The following is a 19,968-nucleotide window of genomic DNA, read 5'->3' as shown; positions in this document are numbered from 1 at the left end:
CCATGTCGTACGCCGTAAAAAATCTGGCCCAGGGAAGCCGCGAACTCATCGCCTTTCGCATCGGCGATCAGGAGTTCTGCGTCAACATCATGTCGGTCCGGGAAATCCGAGGGTGGACGCCCGCGACGCCCATGCCGCATGCGCCCGCCTATGTGCTGGGCATCATCAACCTGCGCGGCGCCGTGCTGCCGATCGTCGATCTGTCGGCCCGRCTAGGAATGAAGCCGACTGAGCCTTCGCCCCGCCACGTCATCATCGTGGCACAGGTGAGGAGCCGGGTGGTTGGCCTGCTGGTGGAGGCCGTTTCCGACATCCTGACGATTACGGACGAGAACATGCAGCCGGTGCCGGAAATCTCCTCCGATATCGAAAAACAGTATGCGCGGGGCATTCTCGCTATCGAAAAGCGGATGATCTGCATGATCGAGCTGGATGCGCTCTTCCCGGAAAAGGAAAGCGAAGCCGCATGACGCCGCTGAGCCTTGCCGAAAACCGGCCGCATCCCGACGAGATCATGGCGAACGGAGAATATCCGCTGACGCGGCGCGACCTCGCCGATATCGCAGCGATGATCTATTCCGACGCCGGGATCTATCTCAACGAATCCAAGGCTTCGCTGGTCTATTCGCGCCTGTCGAAACATATCCGCGCGCTCGGTCTCAAGGGATTTCGGGATTATTGCGCGCTTGTCGCCTCGCCGGAAGGCGCGACAGCGCGGCGCGAGATGCTTTCGCATCTGACCACCAATTTCACCCGCTTCTTCCGCGAGAACCACCATTTCGAGCACCTGCGCGATCACGTGCTGCCGGGGCTCGTCGCCCGGGCGAAGAACGGCGGCCGCGTTCGCATCTGGTCGGCGGCCTGCTCTGACGGGCAGGAACCCTATTCGATCGCGCTGACGGTCCTTTCCATGCTGCCGAATGCGACCGACTACGATTTCCGCATCCTGGCGACCGACATCGATCCGAAGATACTCGCGGCGGCAAAGGCCGGCGTCTATGACGAGGGCGCGCTGGAGACGGTATCGCCGCCCATGCGCAAGCAGTGGTTCCGCGAGGTGGAGGCGGGCGGCCGCCGCAAGTTCCAGGTCGACGAGCGCGTCAAGAAGCTCATCACCTTCAACGAGCTGAACCTGATGGCCCAATGGCCGTTCAAGGGAAATTTCGACGTCATCTTCTGCCGCAACGTCGTCATCTATTTCGACGAGCCGACGCAGATGAAGATCTGGTCCCGCTTCGCCGCGCTGCTTCCGGAAGGCGGCCATCTCTATATCGGCCATTCCGAGCGCGTTTCGGGAGATGCCAAGCATCTCTTCGACAATACCGGGATCACCACCTACCGCCATATCGGCAAGGCCGCGGGGAGGAAGGCATGAGCGCGCCTGCACGCGTCCTCGTCGTCGACGACAGCCCCACCATGCGCGGGCTGATCACGGCCGTCTTGAATTCCGACCCGGAAGTGAACGTGATCGGCCAGGCGGGCGATGCGCTCGAAGCGCGCGAAGCGATCAAGCGGCTCGATCCCGACGTGGTGACGCTGGATATCGAGATGCCGAACATGAACGGCCTCGATTTCCTCGAAAAGATCATGCGGCTGCGTCCCATGCCGGTCATCATGGTTTCGACGCTGACCCATAGGGGTGCGGACGCGACGCTCGCTGCCCTCGAGATCGGCGCCTTCGATTGCGTCGGCAAGCCGGTTCCAGGCGATGTCAGGCCGTTCATCGATCTCGCCGAGAAGGTGAAGGCGGCTGCCCGCTCGCAGCGCCGCGGCCGCAGTCCGGTTTCCGCTCCCGCAGTCACGCCCGCCGCCGACTACAGGGTCGGTCGCAAGGTCGTGGCGATCGGCTCTTCGACCGGGGGCGTGGAAGCGCTGATCACGGTGCTGCAGAAGTTCCCGAAGAACTGCCCGCCCACCATGATCACTCAACATATGCCGCCGACATTTACCAAAAGTTTTGCCGAACGGCTTAATCGTATCTGCGCTCCCGTGGTGCAGGAAGCGACCGATGGCGCGCGGCTGGAGATCGGCAAGGTCTATATTGCGCCCGGTGGTGAACGGCATCTTCAGGTGGTCAATCCGTCTGCGCCGAGCTGCCGTCTCGTCGAGCGGGAACCGGTCAACGGCCATAGGCCGTCCGTGGATGTCATGTTCGATTCGGTCGCGGAACTCGCCGGCCGTAACGCCGTCGGAGTGATCTTGACGGGCATGGGCCGCGATGGAGCGGCCGGACTGCTGAGGATGCGCAGCGCAGGCGCGCGCACCATCGGGCAGAACGAGAAAACCTGTGTGGTCTACGGCATGCCGAGGGTTGCCTACGAGATGGGAGCCGTCGAGCACCAATTGCCGCTGGGCTCCATCGGAGAAGAAGTTTTGAAATTAACTGCCGCCCGGAAGGAAGGTACCGAATAAATGTCTCTCGCGGAAAAAATCAAAGTCCTGATCGTCGATGATCAGGTGACCAGCCGCCTGCTGCTCAGCGATGCTTTGACGCAGCTCGGCTTCAAGCAGATCACCGCCGCCGGCGATGGCGAGCAGGGCATGAAGATCATGGCCGAGCAACCGCATCATCTGGTCATCTCGGATTTCAACATGCCGAAGATGGACGGCATCGGCTTCCTGCAGGCAGTCCGCAGCAATCCGAACACGAAGAAGGCGGCGTTCATCATCCTGACCGCCCAGGGTGACCGCGCGCTCGTGCAGAAGGCCGCCCAGCTCGGCGCCAACAACGTTCTCGCCAAGCCATTCACCATCGAGAAGATGAAGGCAGCCATCGAGGCGGTGTTCGGAGCGCTGAAATGACAGACGCCGCCGCGGCCAGGCGTGTCCATATCATCCAGGGCGAGTACAAGGTCGAAAACGACCCGAACGTCGTCCTCGCGACGATATTGGGCTCGTGCGTGGCTGCCTGTCTTCGCGATCCGGTCGCCGGTGTCGGCGGCATGAACCATTTCCTGCTTCCCGGTTCCGGAAGTGCGGCAGCCTCCGGCGGGGATGCGACGCGCTACGGCGTGCATCTGATGGAGCTGCTGATCAACGGTCTCCTGAAGCGGGGAGCCCGGCGCGACCGGCTGGAGGCGAAGAWATTCGGCGGCGCGAAGACCATTGCGAGCTTTTCGAATGTCGGCGAGCAGAACGCGGCCTTCGCCATGCAGTTCCTCAAGGATGAGGGCATTCCGGTGGTCAGCTCGTCCACCGGGGGCGAGCACGGCCGCAAGCTCGAATACTGGCCGGTCAGCGGCCGGGCGCGCCAGTATCCGCTCACCGGCGCCGAAACGCAGAAGACCGTGGACATGGAGCAGCGCCCGGTGCGCGCGCCCAAGCCCGCCGAAAGCTCCATCGAATTCTTTTAAGCAACGCCTTTTCCGGCGAGGAAACCATGAACGAAGTCGTGACACACGCCGCCTCCACCGAGGAGTCCCTTCCAGAGGTCCTGATGCGGCTGGTTTCCGAACTGCACGATGTCGCCTATCTCATCGAGCGCGTCGAGCCGCAGCTGCTGGAGCTTGGGGGAACCGCCATCCTCCAGTCGCCGGAGAGCATCAAGGTGCTGCAGGGCATCGACCTCGCCGTCCAGAAGACGCGGGGGCTCGCCGAGTTCATCGACACCATTACCGCCACCATTCCGGACCAGTGGACCGTGGACGTTTCCACGGCGCTCAGCCTCGTCAAGCTTGCCGATATGCGCAAGGCGCTGGCGAACGGGCTTCGTCACGGGCATTCCCAGCCGCTCGGCAAGGCGGCCGGCGATTTCGATTTCTTCTGATCGCGGGGCCGTCCTGCGCGGCCGGCGATAAATCACCCGCCACTTTTCACCGTCTCATGAGCGTCGAGCGCACGCGTTCGAAACGCTCGCACAAGCTTCGCTTCCTAGGGTGAGCCTGGAAAAGGCTCTATTTCCTTGTTTGCGATGTGGGACAGAATGAATCTGTTGGCTCAATTTTCACCTGTTTTCAAGAATCTGGCGGGTCTCGGCCAGACACGGCTCATTGCGTTGGCCGGTGTCGGCGTGCTCTCGATCGCGATCGTGCTCGCGGCGGCGATTTTCGTGAACAAACCCGCCTATGAGACCTTGTATGTGGGGTTGGAAACCGCCGACCTGAACCAAGTGAGCATGGCGCTCGCCGAAGCCAACCTGCCCTTCGAGGTGGGTCAAGACGGARCCAGCATACGCGTGCCCGTGGGCAGTACGAGCAAGGCGCGGCTTCTGCTCGCCGAACGCGGCCTGCCGAACAGCGCCAATGCCGGTTACGAACTCTTCGACAATGTCGGCTCGCTCGGCCTCACCTCCTTCATGCAGGAAGTTACCCGCGTGCGGGCCCTCGAAGGGGAGATCGGCCGCTCCGTGCAGCAGATCAACGGCGTGTCCGCCGCCCGCGTCCACATCGTCATGCCGGACGTCGGCAACTTCCGACGCGGGGAGCAGAAGCCGACCGCCTCCGTTATGATCCGTGCGAGCACGTCGGCCGGCCGGAAGGCCGCGGCCGCGATCCGGCATCTGGTGGCTTCCGCCGTGCCGGGCCTCGATGTCGATGACGTCACTATTCTCGATTCCACCGGTCAGCTGCTCGCAGCCGGCGATGAATACGGCAACAACGAACTCAATCGCTCCCTGAACATAGTCCAGACCGTCCAGCAGGAAGTCGAATCGAACATCGACAAGGCGCTCGCCCCTTTCCTCGGAATGGACAACTTCCGCTCCAGCGTTACGGCGCAGCTCAACACCGACAGCCAGCAGATCCAGGAAACGGTTTTCGATCCGGAATCACGCGTGGAGCGCTCGGTGCGCGTCACCCGCGAAGAGCAGCGCTCGCAGCAGTCCCAGAACGATTCCGCCACGACCGTCGAGCAGAACGTGCCCCAGGCCGCGCCCGAGCCGGGCGGAGCCGCCGGCCCGCAATCCTCCGACCAGTCGAACAAGCGCGAAGAGCAGACCAATTACGAGATCAACTCGAAGACGGTCGCGACCACGCGCAACAGCTACCAGATCGAGAAGCTCTCGGTGGCGGTGGTGGTCAACCGCGGCCGGATAGCCAAGATGGTCGGCGAGCCCGCCGATCAGGCCAAGATTGATGCCTATCTCGCAGAGATGCAGAAGATCGTGACCTCGGCCTCCGGCTTGAACACGGAGCGCGGCGATGTGGTCACGCTGACGGCCATGGACTTCCTGGAGACCCAGCTTCTTGATGAGGCCGCGGGTGGTCCCGGCGTCATGGAATCGCTCAGCCGCAATCTCGGCACCATCGTCAACTCGCTTGCCTTCGTCGCGGTCGCCTTCCTCGTGGTCTGGCTCGGCATCCGTCCGCTGGTGCGCAGCGTCACCGGCACCGGAGTGGCGGCGGAGACGACGGCGGATGCAGCCGGCCTGGAACTGCCCGACTTCTCTCCGGCCGGCGGCAACCCGTCGCTCATGGAGGGGTTCGGCGCGGACTTCGGCTTCGACAGCTCCGACGACCTTCTGGGCGGAGGCGACGAGGGCGGCTTCAACCGCCGCCTCAAGGAAGGTCCGGAACGGCGTCTCTCCCGCATGGTGGAGATCAGCGAGGAGCGTGCCGCCAAGATTCTCCGCAAATGGGCGGTCGACGAAGCGGCCTGAGCAGCCTTCACAAAAAAATGATCAGCATGGGCCGGACAAAATCCGGCCCATGTCATTTATTGGGTGTGTACATTCGGTCCAGGACAGGCGTATCAGTAGACGCAGTCGTCCAGGCCACAGGAAACGGCGGAAGCTCGCATGGCTATTCCCCGGACGTTTCCTACAATGCTCTCGATTCGATGAGATGCGCAGAACCATGATGGTGAGCCTGCGGGAATGCGGCAGCGAGTATTTTTTTGGAGGTGAACTTGCCGGTGTCGAACCGGCAAGGCGACACGGATAGGAATGGGATTGTTGGGGGCAGACACGGCATCGGAAGGGCGACATTTGGAGCCCACGGAAACCAAGGCCTTGTCGCGCGAACAGTTGGCCCGGCGGATCACTGTTGCTGGGCGCGCCAACAGCATCCAGGCCGTCATGCGCATCCTGGCCGATTACGTCGGAGCCTCGCACTTCCTGCTCRCCAGATACGACCTCATTCAGGAGCAGGGTCTCGATTTCATCGTCACCTCCAACTGGCCCTTCGATCTCGTCCGCAGGCTGGGATCGGAGCTTGCGAGCGGTTATTCCCGCTCGACCGAGCTGGAAAAATGCCTTTCCCTGTTGACGCCGGTCTTCTCGATGCTGCCGGAAGATGCGCAGGTTCCCGATGAACTCGGCAAGCGATGCTGTTCGCTTACTTTCTGCGTCGGGCGCACGCGCTTTTCCCTGATACTGCTGTTCCTCGAAGGGGCCATTCTGTCCCAGGAGCGCCTGCGCGAGATCGGATTGCTGGCCGCTTACGGAGCGAGCTTCGCGGAAAGCAGGGATGTCCGCTCGGAGCGGGATTTCGAGCTGACGGAACGCGAGCTCGAATGCCTGTTCTGGATCGCGGAGGGTAAGACCAGCGACGAGATTGCCGTCATTCTCGGTATCTCGCGCAACACCATCAACAACTACATCACCAGCGTGATGCGCAAGACGGCGACGAAAACCCGCTCCGAGGCGATTGCCTATGCGGTGCGGAACAATCTGGTTTAGGCGGGCATATGGCGTATACACGCGGCAGTTCAGAAGGCCAGGGGGGCATCCAGTATCTGCGCCTCCAGCGCGCCTCCAGCCGATCGGATATCTTCCCGAAAATGGTCGCCATGCAGACGAACCTGAAGGCCCGCAATTTCGCGGTCTTCCGGATTGCCGGCGCCGGTCTGCCGAACAAGCGCAAGCTGATTTGCGAGCTGGAGAATTGGGGCGTCGGCGGTGGCGAAAACGGCAAGGCTCTGATCGACGCCTATGGCGAGATTTTCCTGGAGCACATGGAACTCTCGCTATTGCCGCTGGCCTGGCGCGGCGCGGAAGCCGGTGCTCCGATCGATCCAGATGAAATTTCTCCCCTTGTCCGCCGGCTCGATCCGGATGTCGTGCCGGTTTCCGGCATCGCCTTTCCGGTGYGGCTCGGAGCTCTCGGCAACGGCTATGTCGTATTCCTCGGCAATTCGATGGATCTGGGAAGTGATGCCATCATCGAGCAGCACATCCGAAGCTCTCAGGTGATGATGGACCTGCTGGCCCTCGACGAGAAGCGAAGCGTGCCCGCAGAATCGCTCAGCGAGCGCGAGATCGCCTGTCTGCAGCTTGCCGGAGACGGCAGGATCAGCGAGGAGATTGCCGAAATCCTTGGGCTTTCGGTCCACACCGTCAATGCCTATCTCGGCTCGGCGACCATCAAGCTGGATTCGGTCAACCGTATCCAGGCGATCGCCAAGGCCATCCGGCTCGGCTACATCAACTGACGCAGGCTGGCCGCTCACGTCAGTTCGTATTGATTTGAAGATAGCTAAAATACCGCCGCGGAGGATTCGCTCCGTGTGAATTGCGCTTCCGCAAGGCTCCGCTCCAGAAAGATGGTGTTCTCCTCCGGGCTTTCCGAGGGATCGGCGAAGGCGATATGATCGATTTCGATCCCCGCCTGAGCGTCGGTGAGCGTCAGGCGCGCGTAGACGGTTATGCCCGGCGGCTTGATCTCCAGGTCGAGGATGACTTCCGCGGGACCGCTCCATTCCAGCCTGTATTCGCCGCCGGCGCCRAAATTGACGGTTCCGGGGTGGAAATAAAGCTCCGCGGCCGAGGCGACCAGGTCGGAGAGATTGCCGTAGCATTCGAAGCGCAGCAGGGAAATGAGGTCTGCGGCGTCGAGAAGTCGCAATTCCGTCGCCACGGGGCTGAGCGCACGGGCGAGGATCTTTTCACGTTCTGTGGAATGGGAGCATTTCTTCATGACGCCTAGCGTGTCCGTTGCTTGAGCGACCGGGTTGCGTAGACCCGGTGCACGAGTTCTGCCACTGCCTTGTAGAAGGCTGGTGGTATGACACTATCTACCGAGACTTGCGCAAACATGGAGCGCGCAAGCGGCGGGTCCTCGAAGACCGGGATGGAATTGGCCTCCGCGATCTCGCGGATTTTGAGTGCGATGAGATCCTGGCCCTTGGCGACGACCACCGGCGCATCGTTTTCTTCCCGCACATAGCGGAGCGCCACGGCATAGTGGGTCGGGTTGGCGATCACCAGCGTGGCGCGGGGAACATTATTGATCATGCGCCGGCGGGCGCGATCGCGCGCCACGGACCTCTGACGGGATTTGACCAGCGGATCGCCCTGCGACTGCTTGTGTTCGTCCTTCACCTCCTGCTTCGTCATCTTCAGTTCGGTGAACCAGTGATGGCGCGTCCAGAGAAAATCGATGACCGAAAGCATGGCGGTCGACAACAGGATGACGATGACCATCTTGCGCGTGATCGCATCGAGTTTGACGAGAATCACCTGCGGATCGGAAAACATCGCATCCAGCGAGGCGAAGAATTCGCCGCGCAGCGCGAAATACATGATGACCGAGACGATCACGATCTTGAATACCGATTTGCCGAACTCGATGAGCCCCGGCAGGCTGTAGATGCGCTTGAAGCCCTTGGCCGGCGAAAGCCGCGAGGCTTGCGGCCTGATTCGCTCGAGTACCAGCGAGGGCATATTCTGCGAGATCGAGGACACGACGCCGAATACGATGAAGAGCAGCATGGCGGGCGCCAGCACGGCGGCGGCCGCCCAGGCGAGATGCACGCCGAGCGAAATGAGGTCCTGCGTATTCTCCAGGCGCCATTGGTCCGGCTGCTCGAAAAGGTCCTTCAGCGTTTCTCCGAGTTGCGAGACGCTGGAGGGGAGGAAGAAGACGAGAAAGAGATAGAAGGCGAGCGTCGAGGCGAATATCGTCACCTCGCGGGAAAAGGGCACATTGCCTTTCTCGGCCGCCTCGGTCAGCTTCTTGGCTGTCGGGTTTTCTGTTTTGCTGTCTTTATCGTCCGACAAGGCTCATCCCTGCACGCGAATCGGCTCCTTGCCTCGCTTCACGTTATCTCATCGCCGGCCAAATCCCATTCGGGACGGCAAAAAGCCTGTGTATGAGAGCGCCGAAACGACAAGGGCGGAGCCGGCATGGCGGCTCCACCCTCCCATCTAATGATACTCAGCTCAGGCGGCTTCCGCGGCCTTCTCGTCCTCGGTCTTTTCCTTGAGCAGGATCTGGCCGGAATTGGAAAGCCGGATCGCCTCCTGGGCGATGGCGCGGCGGGCGATCGCGATCTCGCGCGGGTTGAGCGGCGCGCCGAGAACTTCCAGATCGGATTCGATCATGCGGCGCTGGCGGGGGCTGATCGCCGAAAGGACGCATTCCTTCATCTCGACCGTCGCGCCGCGCAGCGCCATGGTCAGCACGTCGGAAGCCACGTCGTTGAGCAGAAGAACGCGGCTGCGCTGCGGCATGTACAGCAGATCCTCGAAAAGGAAGATCTTCGGGCGCACCTTGGTCGCGGCTTCCTTGCTGATCGATTCCAGCGAGGTGAGAAGCGTATCGACCTGCGGTTTTTCGAGCTCGTTCATCAGCTCGGCAACCTTGTTCGTGCCGTTCGAGTTGCGTTCCGCCTCGATCGCCTTGGTAAGTTCGACCACCCGGTTCTCGATGATCTGCGCGGCCTTCGGGCTCACTTCCTTCATGTTCACCGTACGGTTCATGACATCGGCGCGACGGCTTTCGGGAAGCTTGAGCAGAACCTTGGCGCCGAAGGAGGAGGGCATCATCGAAAGGATGTAGGCGATCGTCTGCGGGTGTTCGCGCGAGACGAACTTCGCCACGAATTCCGGCTCGGCTTCCTGCAGCTGATCCCAGATGGAGGCTTCATAGGGCTGGAAGGCGGTGCGGCGGCCGAGCAGTCCGTCGACCTCTTCCGGCGTCAGGCCTTCCTCCAGAATCGCCTCGATCGCCGTGGCATTGTCCATGAGGCCCGTGCCTTCGGTGAAGAGGTCCTCGAATTCGTTGACGAGCTGGGCAAGTTCGTCCGGTGGAATCGCCCGGAGCGTCTGCGCCGACGCGATGATCCGCTGCAGCTCGTTCTGGGTGAAATATTTGAGAAGCTTGCCGGCGACACCCTTGCCCATAGCGAGGAGAACAGCCGCCGCCTTTTCAGTCTGGGACAACGGTTTCTCGGCGACTGCACCGCCACCGAAATCGTCAAAGTCCATCATGGCCTTTCCTCTCTGTCCCCACAGGGATCAGGTTCTTCTCGTGCTCAGCACTTCCGTCAGCTTCACGCCGAAGCGCGTATCGTCATGTTCCAGCACGGTGATTTCGCCCTTGCCGATCCGGCGCCCGTTGACGGTGATTTCCACGGGCTCGCCGATCCTCTTGTCGAGGGCGATGGTCGCGCCTTCCTCGAGGTTCATCAGGCCGGAGACCTGCATGCGGCTGGAGCCCAGCACGATCTCGACGTCGATCGGAATGTCCATGATGAGGTCGAGATTGGCGTTGAGCGCGCTGCCGGGCTGCGGCATGGTCTCCGCGGAAGCGGAGAAATCCTGGCCGCCGAAGCCTGCATCGTTCATGTCGAAGCCGCCGCCGAAGGCCGGGGCCTCGGTGGAGGAAAAATCGCCGCCGCCGATGTCGAAATCGGTGGCCGGCACGTCGGCATCGGCCTTCAGCACGCCGCGCAGATCGTCGATGGCCTGATCCAGTTCGACTTCATTGCCGACTGGCATCAATGCGTCGTCTTCGGTGAGAGGTGTTTTCTTCGTAGCCATGCAATCATTATTCCCATTGAAACTTGCGTCAGCCTGCCCTTGGCGTATGAGACATGCGCTCGGCTTGCGAGGCTCATCCCATGAGGTGCTTCAGGATCTCGTCATCGCTGCTGATATTGTCCTTCACGCGGACCGTATAACGCTCGCCCGAACGCCCGAACTCGCACGAATACATGTCCTTGCCGTTGGCGCTCACCCGAACCTGYACGTCTCCCTGATCCTTGAAGGCGATGACGTCACCCACCGCGAGGCGGGAAATCGTACCGAGCGTCAGAGCCTGCAGGCGGATCGTCGCCTCGAGCGTCACCTGGGATCGGCGGACCTGCTCTTCCATCCGCTCGGTCCATTCCTGCCTGCTCTTCGAATCCTGCCCCTTCGATCTCGGCGCTACCACCTTGGTCTTGAGAAAGGCGCGTTGGGGAATGACGAGAGCGAATTCCGAAACGACCGGGCCGAGCTCCAGTCCCATGCGGATGGYGACGCCGTATTCAAGCGGAGCGGCCTCGTCCGGCCGCGGCCGATCTTCGGCATTGTGGGGCCGTTCGAGGCTTGCCTCGAAACCGCCGGGCGCGTTGACGCCGGAGCGCAACACATTCGCCATGCGGTCGAATACCATGGAGGCAAGGTCGAGTTCGATATCGGAAAGCGGCCGCTCGATCGGCTGTTCGACGGTATGGGGACCGGCGCCCAGCATCAGCTCCATCAGCGCGATCACGAAGCTGTTGCCGCAGGCGAACACGAAATTCGGACACCAGTTGCGCAAGGCGCCGTCGGCGAGAGCGAAGGTGTCCCCTAGATCGGCGATGAGATCCGGCATCAGGCCGGATGTGCAGCCCTGATAGGAGACGGCGATATCGATGCCGGTTTCGCTCTGGAACACGTCGGGGAAGAATTCGGTGTAGAGCTGCGCGAACTCGCCGCCGATCTTCTCAACCGTAGCCCTGTCGCCGAGCCCTCCCGTCAGCTTCGCGAGAAGGGCGTGGTTCATGGCTGGTGGTGTGCTTCGCATCGCCTGGCTCATCGTCATGCCGCCTTTTCACCGCCCGGATTCATCATTTCCTGCTCGACGGAGTCGATCGACGGGCGCTCCTTGTTGGAAATGGTCTTGCGGCCGTATTCCAGCGCGACCTGCGGCACCGAGCCGTTCATGTAGGCGAGCAGGGTCTGCTTGACGATGATGTAGAGGCGGTGCTGCTTGTTGCGCACGATCTTGATCTGCGAGGCGAGCGGATTGCAGACCGAGTAGGAAAGCACGATGCCGAGCATGGTGCCGACGAGGGCCGCGCCGACCAGGCCGCCGAGAACTTCCGGCGATTCGTTGATCTTGCCCATCGCCTTGATGACGCCGAGCACGGCCGCGACGATGCCGATGGCCGGGAARCTGTCTCCCATCGCGGTGATCGCGTGATACGGCTTCATCTTGTCGTGGTGCATGGTCTCGATTTCCTCGTCCATCAGCGCCTCGATCTCGTGGCTGCGAGCATTGCCGATGATGATGAGGCGCACGTAATCGCAGATGAACGCGGTCAGTTCCTTGTTCTTCAGCACGGATGGAGCGGACTGGAAGATCGAGGATTCTTCCGGATTGTCGATATGGGCCTCGATCTCATTGCGCGACTTGGTGCGCAGGTCGCGCATCAGCGAATAGAGCACGCCGAGAACGTCGAGATAATCCCGCTCCTTGGGCACGATATTCCTGAAGGCTTCGCCCAGCGCCTTGCCGGAATCCTTCACCACCTTCATCGGGTTCGCCATGATGAAGCCGCCGAGGCCCGCACCGCCGATGATCACCAGCTCGAACGGCTGGACGAGTACGTCGATGTGGCCGCCCATCGCCATGTAGCCGCCGATGATGCAGCCGAAGGTGATGACGAAACCGATGATAATGTTCATCCCATACCTGCGCTTGGTCGTTGTCCAATGCTCTCGGGATAAGGCGTCTGGCTTGCGTGAGGCTGATTGGCCAGGCGTTTTCGCCATCGGGAAGCGGAACAGTTTCGCACAAGTCTTTGCGCATAGCTTGAGCAGGATCGGACCGGATTGCCGGCCGTCGAGCGATTTTCTCCTGCTTGCGCGAATTTGGGCGAAGAAGATGATCACCACCTATGCCAGCTATACCCTGATCAGCCGCGACCTTCCGAAGTCGCTGGCCCGCGTCGCCGAGAAGCCGGACGTGGCGCGCGAGACGGAATATTATCTTTCCAAGATCGGCAGCATCAAATCCGTTGACGAATTCATGGCTGACAGCCGCCTCTATAACTATGCGCTGAAGGCGCATGGCCTGGAGGATATGGCCTATGCCAAGGCCTTCATGCGCAAGGTGCTGACCGAGGGTAATCGCGACGAGAAGGCCTTCGCCCGCCAACTGGCCGACAGCCGCTATTCATCACTGGTCGAATCGCTGAACTTCGAGGCTCAGGGCGCGGCGGCGACATCCTTCGAACGGGCGCAGAAGGGCGTGGTCGACAAATTCCAGCGCCAGACCCTGGAAGAGGAGGCGGGCGAGGAAAATCCCGGCGTGCGCCTTGCCCTTTATTTCGCGCGCATGGCTCCTTCCATCAAGTCGGGCATGGAAATCCTTGCTGACGAAGCGCTGACCGAAGTTGTTCGCACCGTCCTCCAGATGCCCGGCGAGATGGCGTCGCTCGATGTCGACCGTCAGGCGGTCTTCATCGAGGAAGCCCTGAATATCGAAGATTTCCAGGACACGACGAAGGTCAACAAGTTCCTGGAACGCTTCTCGGCCATGTGGGAGCTGCAAAATCCCTCGGATAGCGGAACGAGTGCAGCAGCGCTCTTTGCGCCCGCCTCGCAGGGGATTTCACCCGATCTCCTCCTTTCCATCAATAACCTGAAACTCGGAGGCAAATGATATGCAGTCCGGACTTTATGTCGGCATTTCTTCGCAGATCGCGCTGGAGCGTCGCCTGAACACGATCGCCGACAACATGGCAAACATGAACACTGTCGGGTTCCGGGCCACCGAGATCAAGTTCGACGAGGTTCTGAGCAAGACGCGCAACGAGCAGAACGCCAAGATCGCATTCGTGACGCAGGGCAACGACTATCTTGCCACGCGCACCGGGCAGTTGCAGCAGACCGGAAATCCGCTCGACTTCGCCGTCAAGGGCGATGCCTGGTTCGCGCTCGATACGCCCGCCGGCCAGGTGCTGACCCGTGACGGCCGCTTCACGATGGACGAAACCGGCCAGCTCCGCTCGATCCGCGGCTTTTCCGTTCTCGGCGCCGGCGGCGCGCCGATCCAGCTGAACCGCGACGGCGGCCCGCCGAGCGTCGGCGCCGACGGCATCATCATGCAGGATGGCCGGCCGGTCGCCAATCTCGGTCTCTTCACCGCGGATGTCTCGAAGGGTTACCTGCGCTACGACAACAGCGGCGTGATCCCCGTTCAGGCGCCGCAGCCGGTGGTCAACAATTTCGAATACGGCGTGGTCCAGGGCTATATCGAGCAGTCGAACGTCAACGGTCTCGGCGAGATGACCGAGCTCATCCAGGTCAATCGCGCCTTCGAGAGCATTTCCGCGCTTATGCGGGATTCCGAATCGTCCTTCGCCGAGGCGATCAGGACCCTCGGCGGCGCCCGCTAAGGCTGAGAAAGACGGCGGATCATGAGCATTCAGGCAGCGGTATTCGAAACGGCGAATGGCGGAAGGCTGGCGCAGCTCGCCGGGCTTACCGCGCGCTATGCCGATCCGGCATTTTCGGTTGCGCCGGGCGGGCATGTACGCACCATCGCCGCCGGGCACTATACCGTTGCCGGGCTTTCGCGGCATGTGCGGCTCGGCGAGTTCGTGGCGCATCGCAGCGCCACCGGCATCCATCTTGGCGAAGTGGTACGAGTGGAGCCCGACATCGTCTATGTCTGCCCGATCGAGCCCGGCGAGCCGATCGGCATCGGCGATACCGTCATCCGCAAGGGCGCCTTCCGCGTCGCGCCGGACCATAGCTGGAGCGGCCGCACCATCAATGCTCTTTGCGAGCCCATAGACGGCAAGGGACCGCTCTCGAAAGGCCTCGATCCGCGCTCGATTTCCAGCACCGCGCCGCCGTCCATGACGCGCAGCCGCGTCGAGACGGGCTTTCGCACCGGGGTGCGCGCGATCGACATCTTCTCGCCGCTCTGCCTCGGCCAGCGTCTCGGGATTTTCGCGGGCTCGGGCGTCGGCAAATCGACGCTGCTTTCGATGCTGGCGCGCGCCGAGGCTTTCGACAGGGTGGTGATCGCGCTGGTGGGCGAGCGCGGTCGCGAGGTGCGCGAATTCATCGAGGATACGCTCGGCGAGCATATGGCGAAATCGATCGCGGTCGTCGCGACGAGCGACGAAAGCCCGATGCTGCGCAAGATGGCGCCGCTGGTCGCCATCACCATCGCCGAGCATTTCCGCGACCGGGGCGAGAACGTCCTCTTCATCGTCGACAGCGTCACGCGCTTTGCGCATGCCATCCGCGAAGTGGCGGTCGCCTCCGGCGAGCCGCCGGTGGCGCGCGGCTATCCGGCATCCGTCTTCACTGAGCTTCCGCGTCTTCTCGAACGCGCAGGGCCGGGCATTGAGGGCGCGGGCACGGTGACGGCGATCATCTCGATTCTCGTCGATGGCGACAACCACAACGATCCGATCGCCGATTCCACCCGCGGCATTCTCGACGGCCATATCGTGCTCGACCGCAGCCTCGCGGAAGAAGGGCGCTATCCGCCCATCAATCCGCTGGCGTCCATTTCCCGTCTCGCCCGGAAGGCCTGGACACCGGATCAGGAAAAACTGGTCTCGCGGCTGAAATCGCTCATCCATCGCTATGAGGAGACGCGCGATCTGCGGCTCATCGGCGGCTATCGCACCGGCAGCGATCCCGATCTCGACATGGCGATCAAGCAGGTACCGGTGATCTATGAGGTACTGAAACAGACGCCGGGAGAAAAGCCCGCGCCCGATGCCTATGCCGATCTCGCGTCGGCACTCCGAGCCGGAGCGGGCCAGCCGCCGGCACCGCCTGCCAGACAGAGGTAGCAGATCGTGAAGCAGAAAGAAGAGCCCATGGCTTCGGCCCAGTTCCCCCGGAAAGCGTCGCGTCTGAGCGACCGCGTGCTGGTCGCCACAGGCCTGGCGCTTGCCACGGCATCGGCGCTTTTCCCATGGTATGTCTTCTTCAATCAGGACAAGTTCGGCATCAACGCGAGCGATCTGGACCGCACCCGCGATCTGCCGCCGATGGCTCCCCGCGACGTCTTCAGCGTTTCGCCCCTCGCCATGGTGGACAATACGCCGGACGAGGCGCTGCCGGCTCCGCGCGAGCCCCTGGATGCGCTGACCACGGCCACCGTCTCCTCGATCGGCGAGGAGCGGCAGGCCAAACCGCTGCACGAGGAGCAGCCGTTTCCCGGCAAGGGCAGTTTCCGCCTTCTCCATGTCGCCAATGGCCGCGCCCTCATAGAGGACGGTTCGGGCATGTACATGGTCCGCGTGGGCTCCACTCTGCCCGACGAAAGCAAGCTTGCGAAGCTCGAGCAGCGCGAAGGGCGCTGGGCCATCATCACTTCCGCCGGCGAAATGGTTCAGGAGCCGGAAAGCCCGTAAGTCTGACGCAAGTTTACCGGCCTAGGCTTCGACGCAAAGATGGAGAGAAGCCTATGCAACCGATTCAACTGTTTGCCCTCGCATCGCGCCAGGCCGAATGGCTTTCCGTGCGGCAGGAAGTTGTTGCCGGCAATATCGCCAACGCCAACACCCCGAAATACACGGCCAAGGACGTCACTCCCTTCGAGGCGGTGCTGAACCGGACCTATGTGCCGATGGCGCGCACGCATGCGGGGCATCTCGCCGAAAGCACGTTGAGCGACGACATCCGGATCGAAGACAGCGAACTCAATAACGAGATCGGCATGCAGGAATCCGGCAACACGGTCTCGCTGTCGCAGGAAATGACGAAGACCGGCGAGATCAAGCGGCAGTACGAGCTCAGCACCAGCCTCGTGAAGTCGTTCCACAACATGATGTTGATGACTGTAAGAAGGTAAGATCATGGATCCTCTTTCAGCCGCGTCCAAGATTGCCGGCTCGGGACTTGAGGCGCAGTCCACGCGCCTCCGCATCGTCTCCGAAAATATCGCCAACGCCCRCACGACCGGAGATACGCCCGGAGCCGATCCCTATCGGCGCAAGACGATCACTTTCGGCGAGGTGATGGATGCCAGCCGGCAGGTGGATCTGGTTGGCGTCAAGAAGCTCGGCGTGGACAATTCGGAATTCCACGAGGAGTTCGATCCCAACCATCCGGCGGCCGATGAGCGCGGCATGGTCAAGACGCCGAACGTCAACCTCCTGATCGAGATGGCGGATATGCGGGAAGCCAACCGCTCCTATGACGCCAATCTCCAGGTGATCAAGCAGACGCGCGAACTCGTCGCCTCCACCATCGACCTTCTGAAGAGCGGACAATGATCGACAATATCCAAAAAGTCAGTTCCCTTTCGCTGACCCGAGGCCTCGAAGAGGCCGCGAGCGAAACCACATCCAGTCTCGGCGGCGCCGCGCAGGTTCCCGGTCAAAACACGGGTCTCAACTTCGCAAGCGTTCTCGGCAATGTGGCGACGGACGCCATGAACAGCCTGAAAGGCGCGGAGGCCATGTCGTTCAAGGCGATAGAAGGCAAGGCGAACACCCGCGAGGTGGTCGATGCGGTTTTGGAAGCGCAGCAGTCCCTCCAGACGGCGATCGCGCTTCGCGACAAGATCGTCTCCGCCTATCTCGAAATCACGAAGATGCCGATCTAACGCATTGAGGACGAAGACATGAGAGCGCTTTCCGTCGCGGCGACGGGCATGGATGCCCAGCAGACCAATCTCGAGGTCATCGCCAACAACATCGCCAACATCAACACGACCGGCTACAAGCGCGCCCGTGCCGAATTCGCCGATCTGCTCTATCAGACCGAGCGTGCCCAGGGCGTACCCAACCGCGCCAACCAGGCGATCGTTCCGGAAGGCGCCAATATCGGCCTCGGCGTGCAGACCGCCGCCGTGCGCAACATCCATACGCAAGGCGAGCTGACCCATACGGAAAACAGCCTCGACCTCGCGCTCGTCGGCCGCGGCTGGTTCCAGATCCAGACGCCCGACGGCAATACCGTCTATACCCGCGCCGGCGCCTTCAACCAGAACGCCGACGGCCAGCTCGTGACGATCGATGGCTATACCGTCGTCCCCAACATCGTCTTTCCGGCGGATGTCAGCGAGACGGTCATCAGCCGCACCGGGCAGGTGAGCGTGCGTGTCGGCAACGAGACCGAGTTCCAGGAGATCGGTCAGCTGACGATTGCCAACTTCGTCAACGAAGCCGGTCTGCAGCCGCTCGGCGACAACCTCTTCGCGCAGACGGCCGCATCCGGCGAACCGATCGTCGCCGTGCCGGAAGACCCCGGCTTCGGTTATGTCAAGCAGGGTTATCTCGAAGCTTCGAACGTCGATGCGGTCAAGGAGATCACCGACCTGATCTCGGCCCAGCGCGCCTATGAGATGAACTCCAAGGTCATCACCACCGCCGATGAGATGGCGCAGATCGTCAGCAAGAACCTGAAGTAAGCAGGAGACGGGCAGACATGATGTTTCGCCGGAAGAACAGGATTGGAGGCAGGCTCGCCCTGCCGCTCTTGGCCGCCTTGCTCGTTCTCGCCGGTCGGCCGGCGCTTGCCGACATGGGTTTCGCGGTCGTGCCGACGCAGACCATCTATCCCGGCGAGGTGATCTCCGCCGCGCGGGTCGAGGAAGTCGAGGTCACCAATCCCAATCTCACCGGCGATTATGCCCGCTCCACCGGCGAAGTCGTAGGCATGGTGAGCAAGCGTACGCTGCTGCCCGGCCGTATCGTCCTCGTCTCGGCTCTGCGCGCGCCCTATGCGGTAACCCGCGGCTCCGCCGTGCGGCTGACCTTCGCGATTGGCAATCTCGCGATTTCCGCCGGCGGTTCGCCGCTGGAGGATGGCGCGGTCGGAGACGTGATCCGGGTGCGTAACACCGATTCCGGCATCACGGTAAGCGGCACGGTAATGGCCGACGGCACGATACAGGTGATGGCGAAATGAGATCTTTCCGCTTCCTTGCCGCACTCGTCATTCTGGGAGCGCTTCTCGGCGTCCAGGCGGAGCCCGTGCAGGCACAATCGGCTCGCATCAAGGATATTGCTTCGCTGCAGTCCGGCCGTGACAATCAGTTGATCGGCTACGGCCTGGTCGTCGGCCTGCAGGGATCCGGCGATAGCCTGCGGTCCTCGCCGTTCACCGAACAGTCCATGCGGGCGATGCTGCAGAACCTCGGCATCTCCACCCAGGGCGGCCAATCGAACGCCAAGAACACCGCGGCCGTCATGGTGACCGCGAACCTTCCGCCGTTCGCCAGCCCCGGCAGCCGCATCGACGTGACGGTAAGCTCGCTTGGCGATGCCACGTCGCTGCGCGGCGGCACGCTTATCATGACCTCTCTTTCCGGCGCGGACGGGCTGATCTACGCGGTCGCGCAAGGGGCGGTCATCGTCTCCGGCTTTACCGCGCAAGGGGATGCCGCGACGCTGACGGAARGGATCACCACTGCCGGCCGCGTTCCCAACGGCGCCATTATCGAGCGCGAGCTGCCGTCGAGCTTCAAGGATTCGGTCAATCTCGTCCTGCAGCTCCGCAATCCGGATTTCTCGACCGCCGTTCGGGTGGCCGATACCGTCAATGCCTTTGCCGGCCGCCGCTATGGCGGGCCGATTGCCGAGCCGCGCGACAATCAGGAAGTGATCGTGCAGAAGCCGAAGACCGCCGATCTGACGCGGTTGATGGCGGAGATCGAAAACCTCGTGGTCGAGACCGACAGCCCGGCCAGGGTGGTCATCAACGAGCGCACCGGCACCATCGTCATCGGAGCGGACGTTCGCGTCGCCCGCGTCGCCGTCAGCTACGGCACGCTGACAGTTCAGGTGACCGAGACGCCGCAGGTGATCCAGCCTGAGCCCTTCTCGCGCGGGCAGACGGCCATGCAGCCGCAGACGGATATCATGGCGATGAAGGACGGCGGACAGGTCGCGATCCTGGAAGGGCCCGATCTCAGAACGCTGGTCTCCGGCCTCAACAATATCGGCGTCAAGCCGGACGGCATCATCGCCATCCTGCAAGGCATCAAGTCCGCCGGCGCCCTTCATGCGGAGCTCGTGCTGCAATGACCGACGCGCCTTTCTTGAGCATTTCCGTTTCCAGGAAAACCGCGCAGCGCTTCC

25 protein-coding genes are annotated in these 19,968 nt (G+C 62.1%); 19 read left to right on the top strand and 6 right to left on the bottom strand.

Features of this window, described 5'->3' with window-relative positions; translation table 11 throughout:
- The first annotated feature begins 2 nt into the window (after positions 1-2).
- From LCM4573_RS05360 to visR, 9 genes are all read left to right on the top strand, one after another.
- Positions 3-470, top strand: a complete 468-nt coding sequence (locus tag LCM4573_RS05360) for a chemotaxis protein CheW (protein ID WP_071005241.1) — start codon at positions 3-5, stop codon at positions 468-470.
- The gene (gene cheR, locus LCM4573_RS05355; RefSeq protein WP_071005240.1) at positions 467-1,375 is read left to right on the top strand and encodes a protein-glutamate O-methyltransferase CheR; all 909 of its coding nucleotides are present in this window, start codon (positions 467-469) and stop codon (positions 1,373-1,375) included. Before LCM4573_RS05360 ends, cheR begins: the two co-directional genes overlap by 4 nt.
- The gene (cheB, locus tag LCM4573_RS05350; RefSeq protein ID WP_071005239.1) at positions 1,372-2,412 is read left to right on the top strand and encodes a protein-glutamate O-methylesterase CheB; all 1,041 of its coding nucleotides are present in this window, start codon (positions 1,372-1,374) and stop codon (positions 2,410-2,412) included. Before cheR ends, cheB begins: the two co-directional genes overlap by 4 nt.
- A complete protein-coding gene (locus LCM4573_RS05345; protein ID WP_037158816.1) occupies positions 2,413-2,802 on the top strand; it encodes a response regulator in 390 nt (129 codons plus the stop codon).
- Positions 2,799-3,353: a chemoreceptor glutamine deamidase CheD gene (gene cheD / locus LCM4573_RS05340; RefSeq protein ID WP_071005238.1), complete on the top strand. Its 555-nt coding sequence runs from the start codon at positions 2,799-2,801 to the stop codon at positions 3,351-3,353. The genes LCM4573_RS05345 and cheD overlap by 4 nt, the downstream gene beginning before the upstream one ends.
- A gap of 26 nt (positions 3,354-3,379) precedes the next feature.
- Positions 3,380-3,766 (top strand): hypothetical protein, encoded by a 387-nt coding sequence (locus tag LCM4573_RS05335; protein WP_071005237.1) that lies wholly within the window; start codon positions 3,380-3,382, stop codon positions 3,764-3,766.
- 156 nt (positions 3,767-3,922) lie between these two features.
- Positions 3,923-5,596, top strand: coding sequence for a flagellar basal-body MS-ring/collar protein FliF (fliF, locus tag LCM4573_RS05330; protein WP_071005236.1), 1,674 nt, complete (start codon positions 3,923-3,925; stop codon positions 5,594-5,596).
- A 285-nt stretch (positions 5,597-5,881) separates the two neighbouring features.
- Complete coding sequence (gene visN, locus LCM4573_RS05325; RefSeq protein WP_071005235.1) at positions 5,882-6,616, top strand: transcriptional regulator VisN; 735 nt, start codon at positions 5,882-5,884, stop codon at positions 6,614-6,616.
- Positions 6,617-6,624: 8 nt separating this feature from the next.
- The gene (visR, locus tag LCM4573_RS05320; RefSeq protein ID WP_071005234.1) at positions 6,625-7,368 is read left to right on the top strand and encodes a transcriptional regulator VisR; all 744 of its coding nucleotides are present in this window, start codon (positions 6,625-6,627) and stop codon (positions 7,366-7,368) included.
- A gap of 44 nt (positions 7,369-7,412) precedes the next feature.
- Here the strand turns inward: visR and LCM4573_RS05315 are convergent, their stop codons facing one another.
- The 6 genes from LCM4573_RS05315 to motA form a co-directional block, all read right to left on the bottom strand.
- Positions 7,413-7,853, bottom strand: a complete 441-nt coding sequence (locus tag LCM4573_RS05315; RefSeq protein ID WP_071005233.1) for a hypothetical protein — start codon at positions 7,851-7,853, stop codon at positions 7,413-7,415.
- A gap of 5 nt (positions 7,854-7,858) precedes the next feature.
- Positions 7,859-8,935 (bottom strand): flagellar biosynthesis protein FlhB, encoded by a 1,077-nt coding sequence (gene flhB / locus LCM4573_RS05310; protein ID WP_071005232.1) that lies wholly within the window; start codon positions 8,933-8,935, stop codon positions 7,859-7,861.
- 162 nt (positions 8,936-9,097) lie between these two features.
- Positions 9,098-10,147 (bottom strand): flagellar motor switch protein FliG, encoded by a 1,050-nt coding sequence (fliG, locus tag LCM4573_RS05305; RefSeq protein WP_071005231.1) that lies wholly within the window; start codon positions 10,145-10,147, stop codon positions 9,098-9,100.
- A gap of 27 nt (positions 10,148-10,174) precedes the next feature.
- Positions 10,175-10,699, bottom strand: a complete 525-nt coding sequence (gene fliN, locus LCM4573_RS05300) for a flagellar motor switch protein FliN (protein WP_071005230.1) — start codon at positions 10,697-10,699, stop codon at positions 10,175-10,177.
- A gap of 73 nt (positions 10,700-10,772) precedes the next feature.
- Positions 10,773-11,726, bottom strand: coding sequence for a FliM/FliN family flagellar motor switch protein (locus LCM4573_RS05295; RefSeq protein WP_071005229.1), 954 nt, complete (start codon positions 11,724-11,726; stop codon positions 10,773-10,775).
- Positions 11,723-12,592: a flagellar motor stator protein MotA gene (gene motA / locus LCM4573_RS05290; protein WP_071005228.1), complete on the bottom strand. Its 870-nt coding sequence runs from the start codon at positions 12,590-12,592 to the stop codon at positions 11,723-11,725. Before motA ends, LCM4573_RS05295 begins: the two co-directional genes overlap by 4 nt.
- A gap of 199 nt (positions 12,593-12,791) precedes the next feature.
- On the opposite strand from motA, the gene LCM4573_RS05285 reads away from it, so the two are divergent.
- From LCM4573_RS05285 to LCM4573_RS05240, 10 genes are read left to right on the top strand one after another with little or no spacing between them, the layout of a single operon-like run.
- Positions 12,792-13,571: a DUF1217 domain-containing protein gene (locus tag LCM4573_RS05285; protein WP_071005227.1), complete on the top strand. Its 780-nt coding sequence runs from the start codon at positions 12,792-12,794 to the stop codon at positions 13,569-13,571.
- 1 nt (position 13,572) lies between these two features.
- Positions 13,573-14,307 carry a flagellar basal-body rod protein FlgF gene (gene flgF, locus LCM4573_RS05280; protein WP_071005226.1) on the top strand — a complete coding sequence of 245 codons (735 nt, stop codon included), beginning with the start codon at positions 13,573-13,575 and terminating at the stop codon, positions 14,305-14,307.
- Between the two features lie 21 nt (positions 14,308-14,328).
- Entirely contained in the window at positions 14,329-15,726 is a 1,398-nt protein-coding gene (fliI, locus tag LCM4573_RS05275; protein ID WP_071005225.1) for a flagellar protein export ATPase FliI, read from the top strand.
- A gap of 27 nt (positions 15,727-15,753) precedes the next feature.
- Positions 15,754-16,293 (top strand): flagellar protein, encoded by a 540-nt coding sequence (locus LCM4573_RS05270; RefSeq protein WP_407071714.1) that lies wholly within the window; start codon positions 15,754-15,756, stop codon positions 16,291-16,293.
- A 53-nt stretch (positions 16,294-16,346) separates the two neighbouring features.
- Positions 16,347-16,733: a flagellar basal body rod protein FlgB gene (gene flgB / locus LCM4573_RS05265; RefSeq protein WP_071005223.1), complete on the top strand. Its 387-nt coding sequence runs from the start codon at positions 16,347-16,349 to the stop codon at positions 16,731-16,733.
- Positions 16,734-16,737: 4 nt separating this feature from the next.
- Positions 16,738-17,157 carry a flagellar basal body rod protein FlgC gene (flgC, locus tag LCM4573_RS05260; RefSeq protein ID WP_071005222.1) on the top strand — a complete coding sequence of 140 codons (420 nt, stop codon included), beginning with the start codon at positions 16,738-16,740 and terminating at the stop codon, positions 17,155-17,157.
- Entirely contained in the window at positions 17,154-17,489 is a 336-nt protein-coding gene (locus LCM4573_RS05255) for a flagellar hook-basal body complex protein FliE (RefSeq protein ID WP_071005221.1), read from the top strand. Before flgC ends, LCM4573_RS05255 begins: the two co-directional genes overlap by 4 nt.
- Positions 17,490-17,507: 18 nt before the next feature.
- Positions 17,508-18,296: a flagellar basal-body rod protein FlgG gene (gene flgG, locus LCM4573_RS05250; protein WP_071005220.1), complete on the top strand. Its 789-nt coding sequence runs from the start codon at positions 17,508-17,510 to the stop codon at positions 18,294-18,296.
- A 17-nt stretch (positions 18,297-18,313) separates the two neighbouring features.
- Positions 18,314-18,796 (top strand): flagellar basal body P-ring formation chaperone FlgA, encoded by a 483-nt coding sequence (gene flgA, locus LCM4573_RS05245; protein ID WP_071005219.1) that lies wholly within the window; start codon positions 18,314-18,316, stop codon positions 18,794-18,796.
- Positions 18,793-19,914 (top strand): flagellar basal body P-ring protein FlgI, encoded by a 1,122-nt coding sequence (locus LCM4573_RS05240; RefSeq protein ID WP_071005218.1) that lies wholly within the window; start codon positions 18,793-18,795, stop codon positions 19,912-19,914. The genes flgA and LCM4573_RS05240 overlap by 4 nt, the downstream gene beginning before the upstream one ends.
- Positions 19,915-19,968: the final 54 nt, after the last annotated feature.

This window comes from Rhizobium sp. LCM 4573 (genome assembly GCF_001854865.1).
Taxonomy (GTDB): domain Bacteria; phylum Pseudomonadota; class Alphaproteobacteria; order Rhizobiales; family Rhizobiaceae; genus Neorhizobium.
Note: the sequence above shows the minus strand (reverse complement) of the source record. Positions and strands in the feature narration are given on the sequence as shown.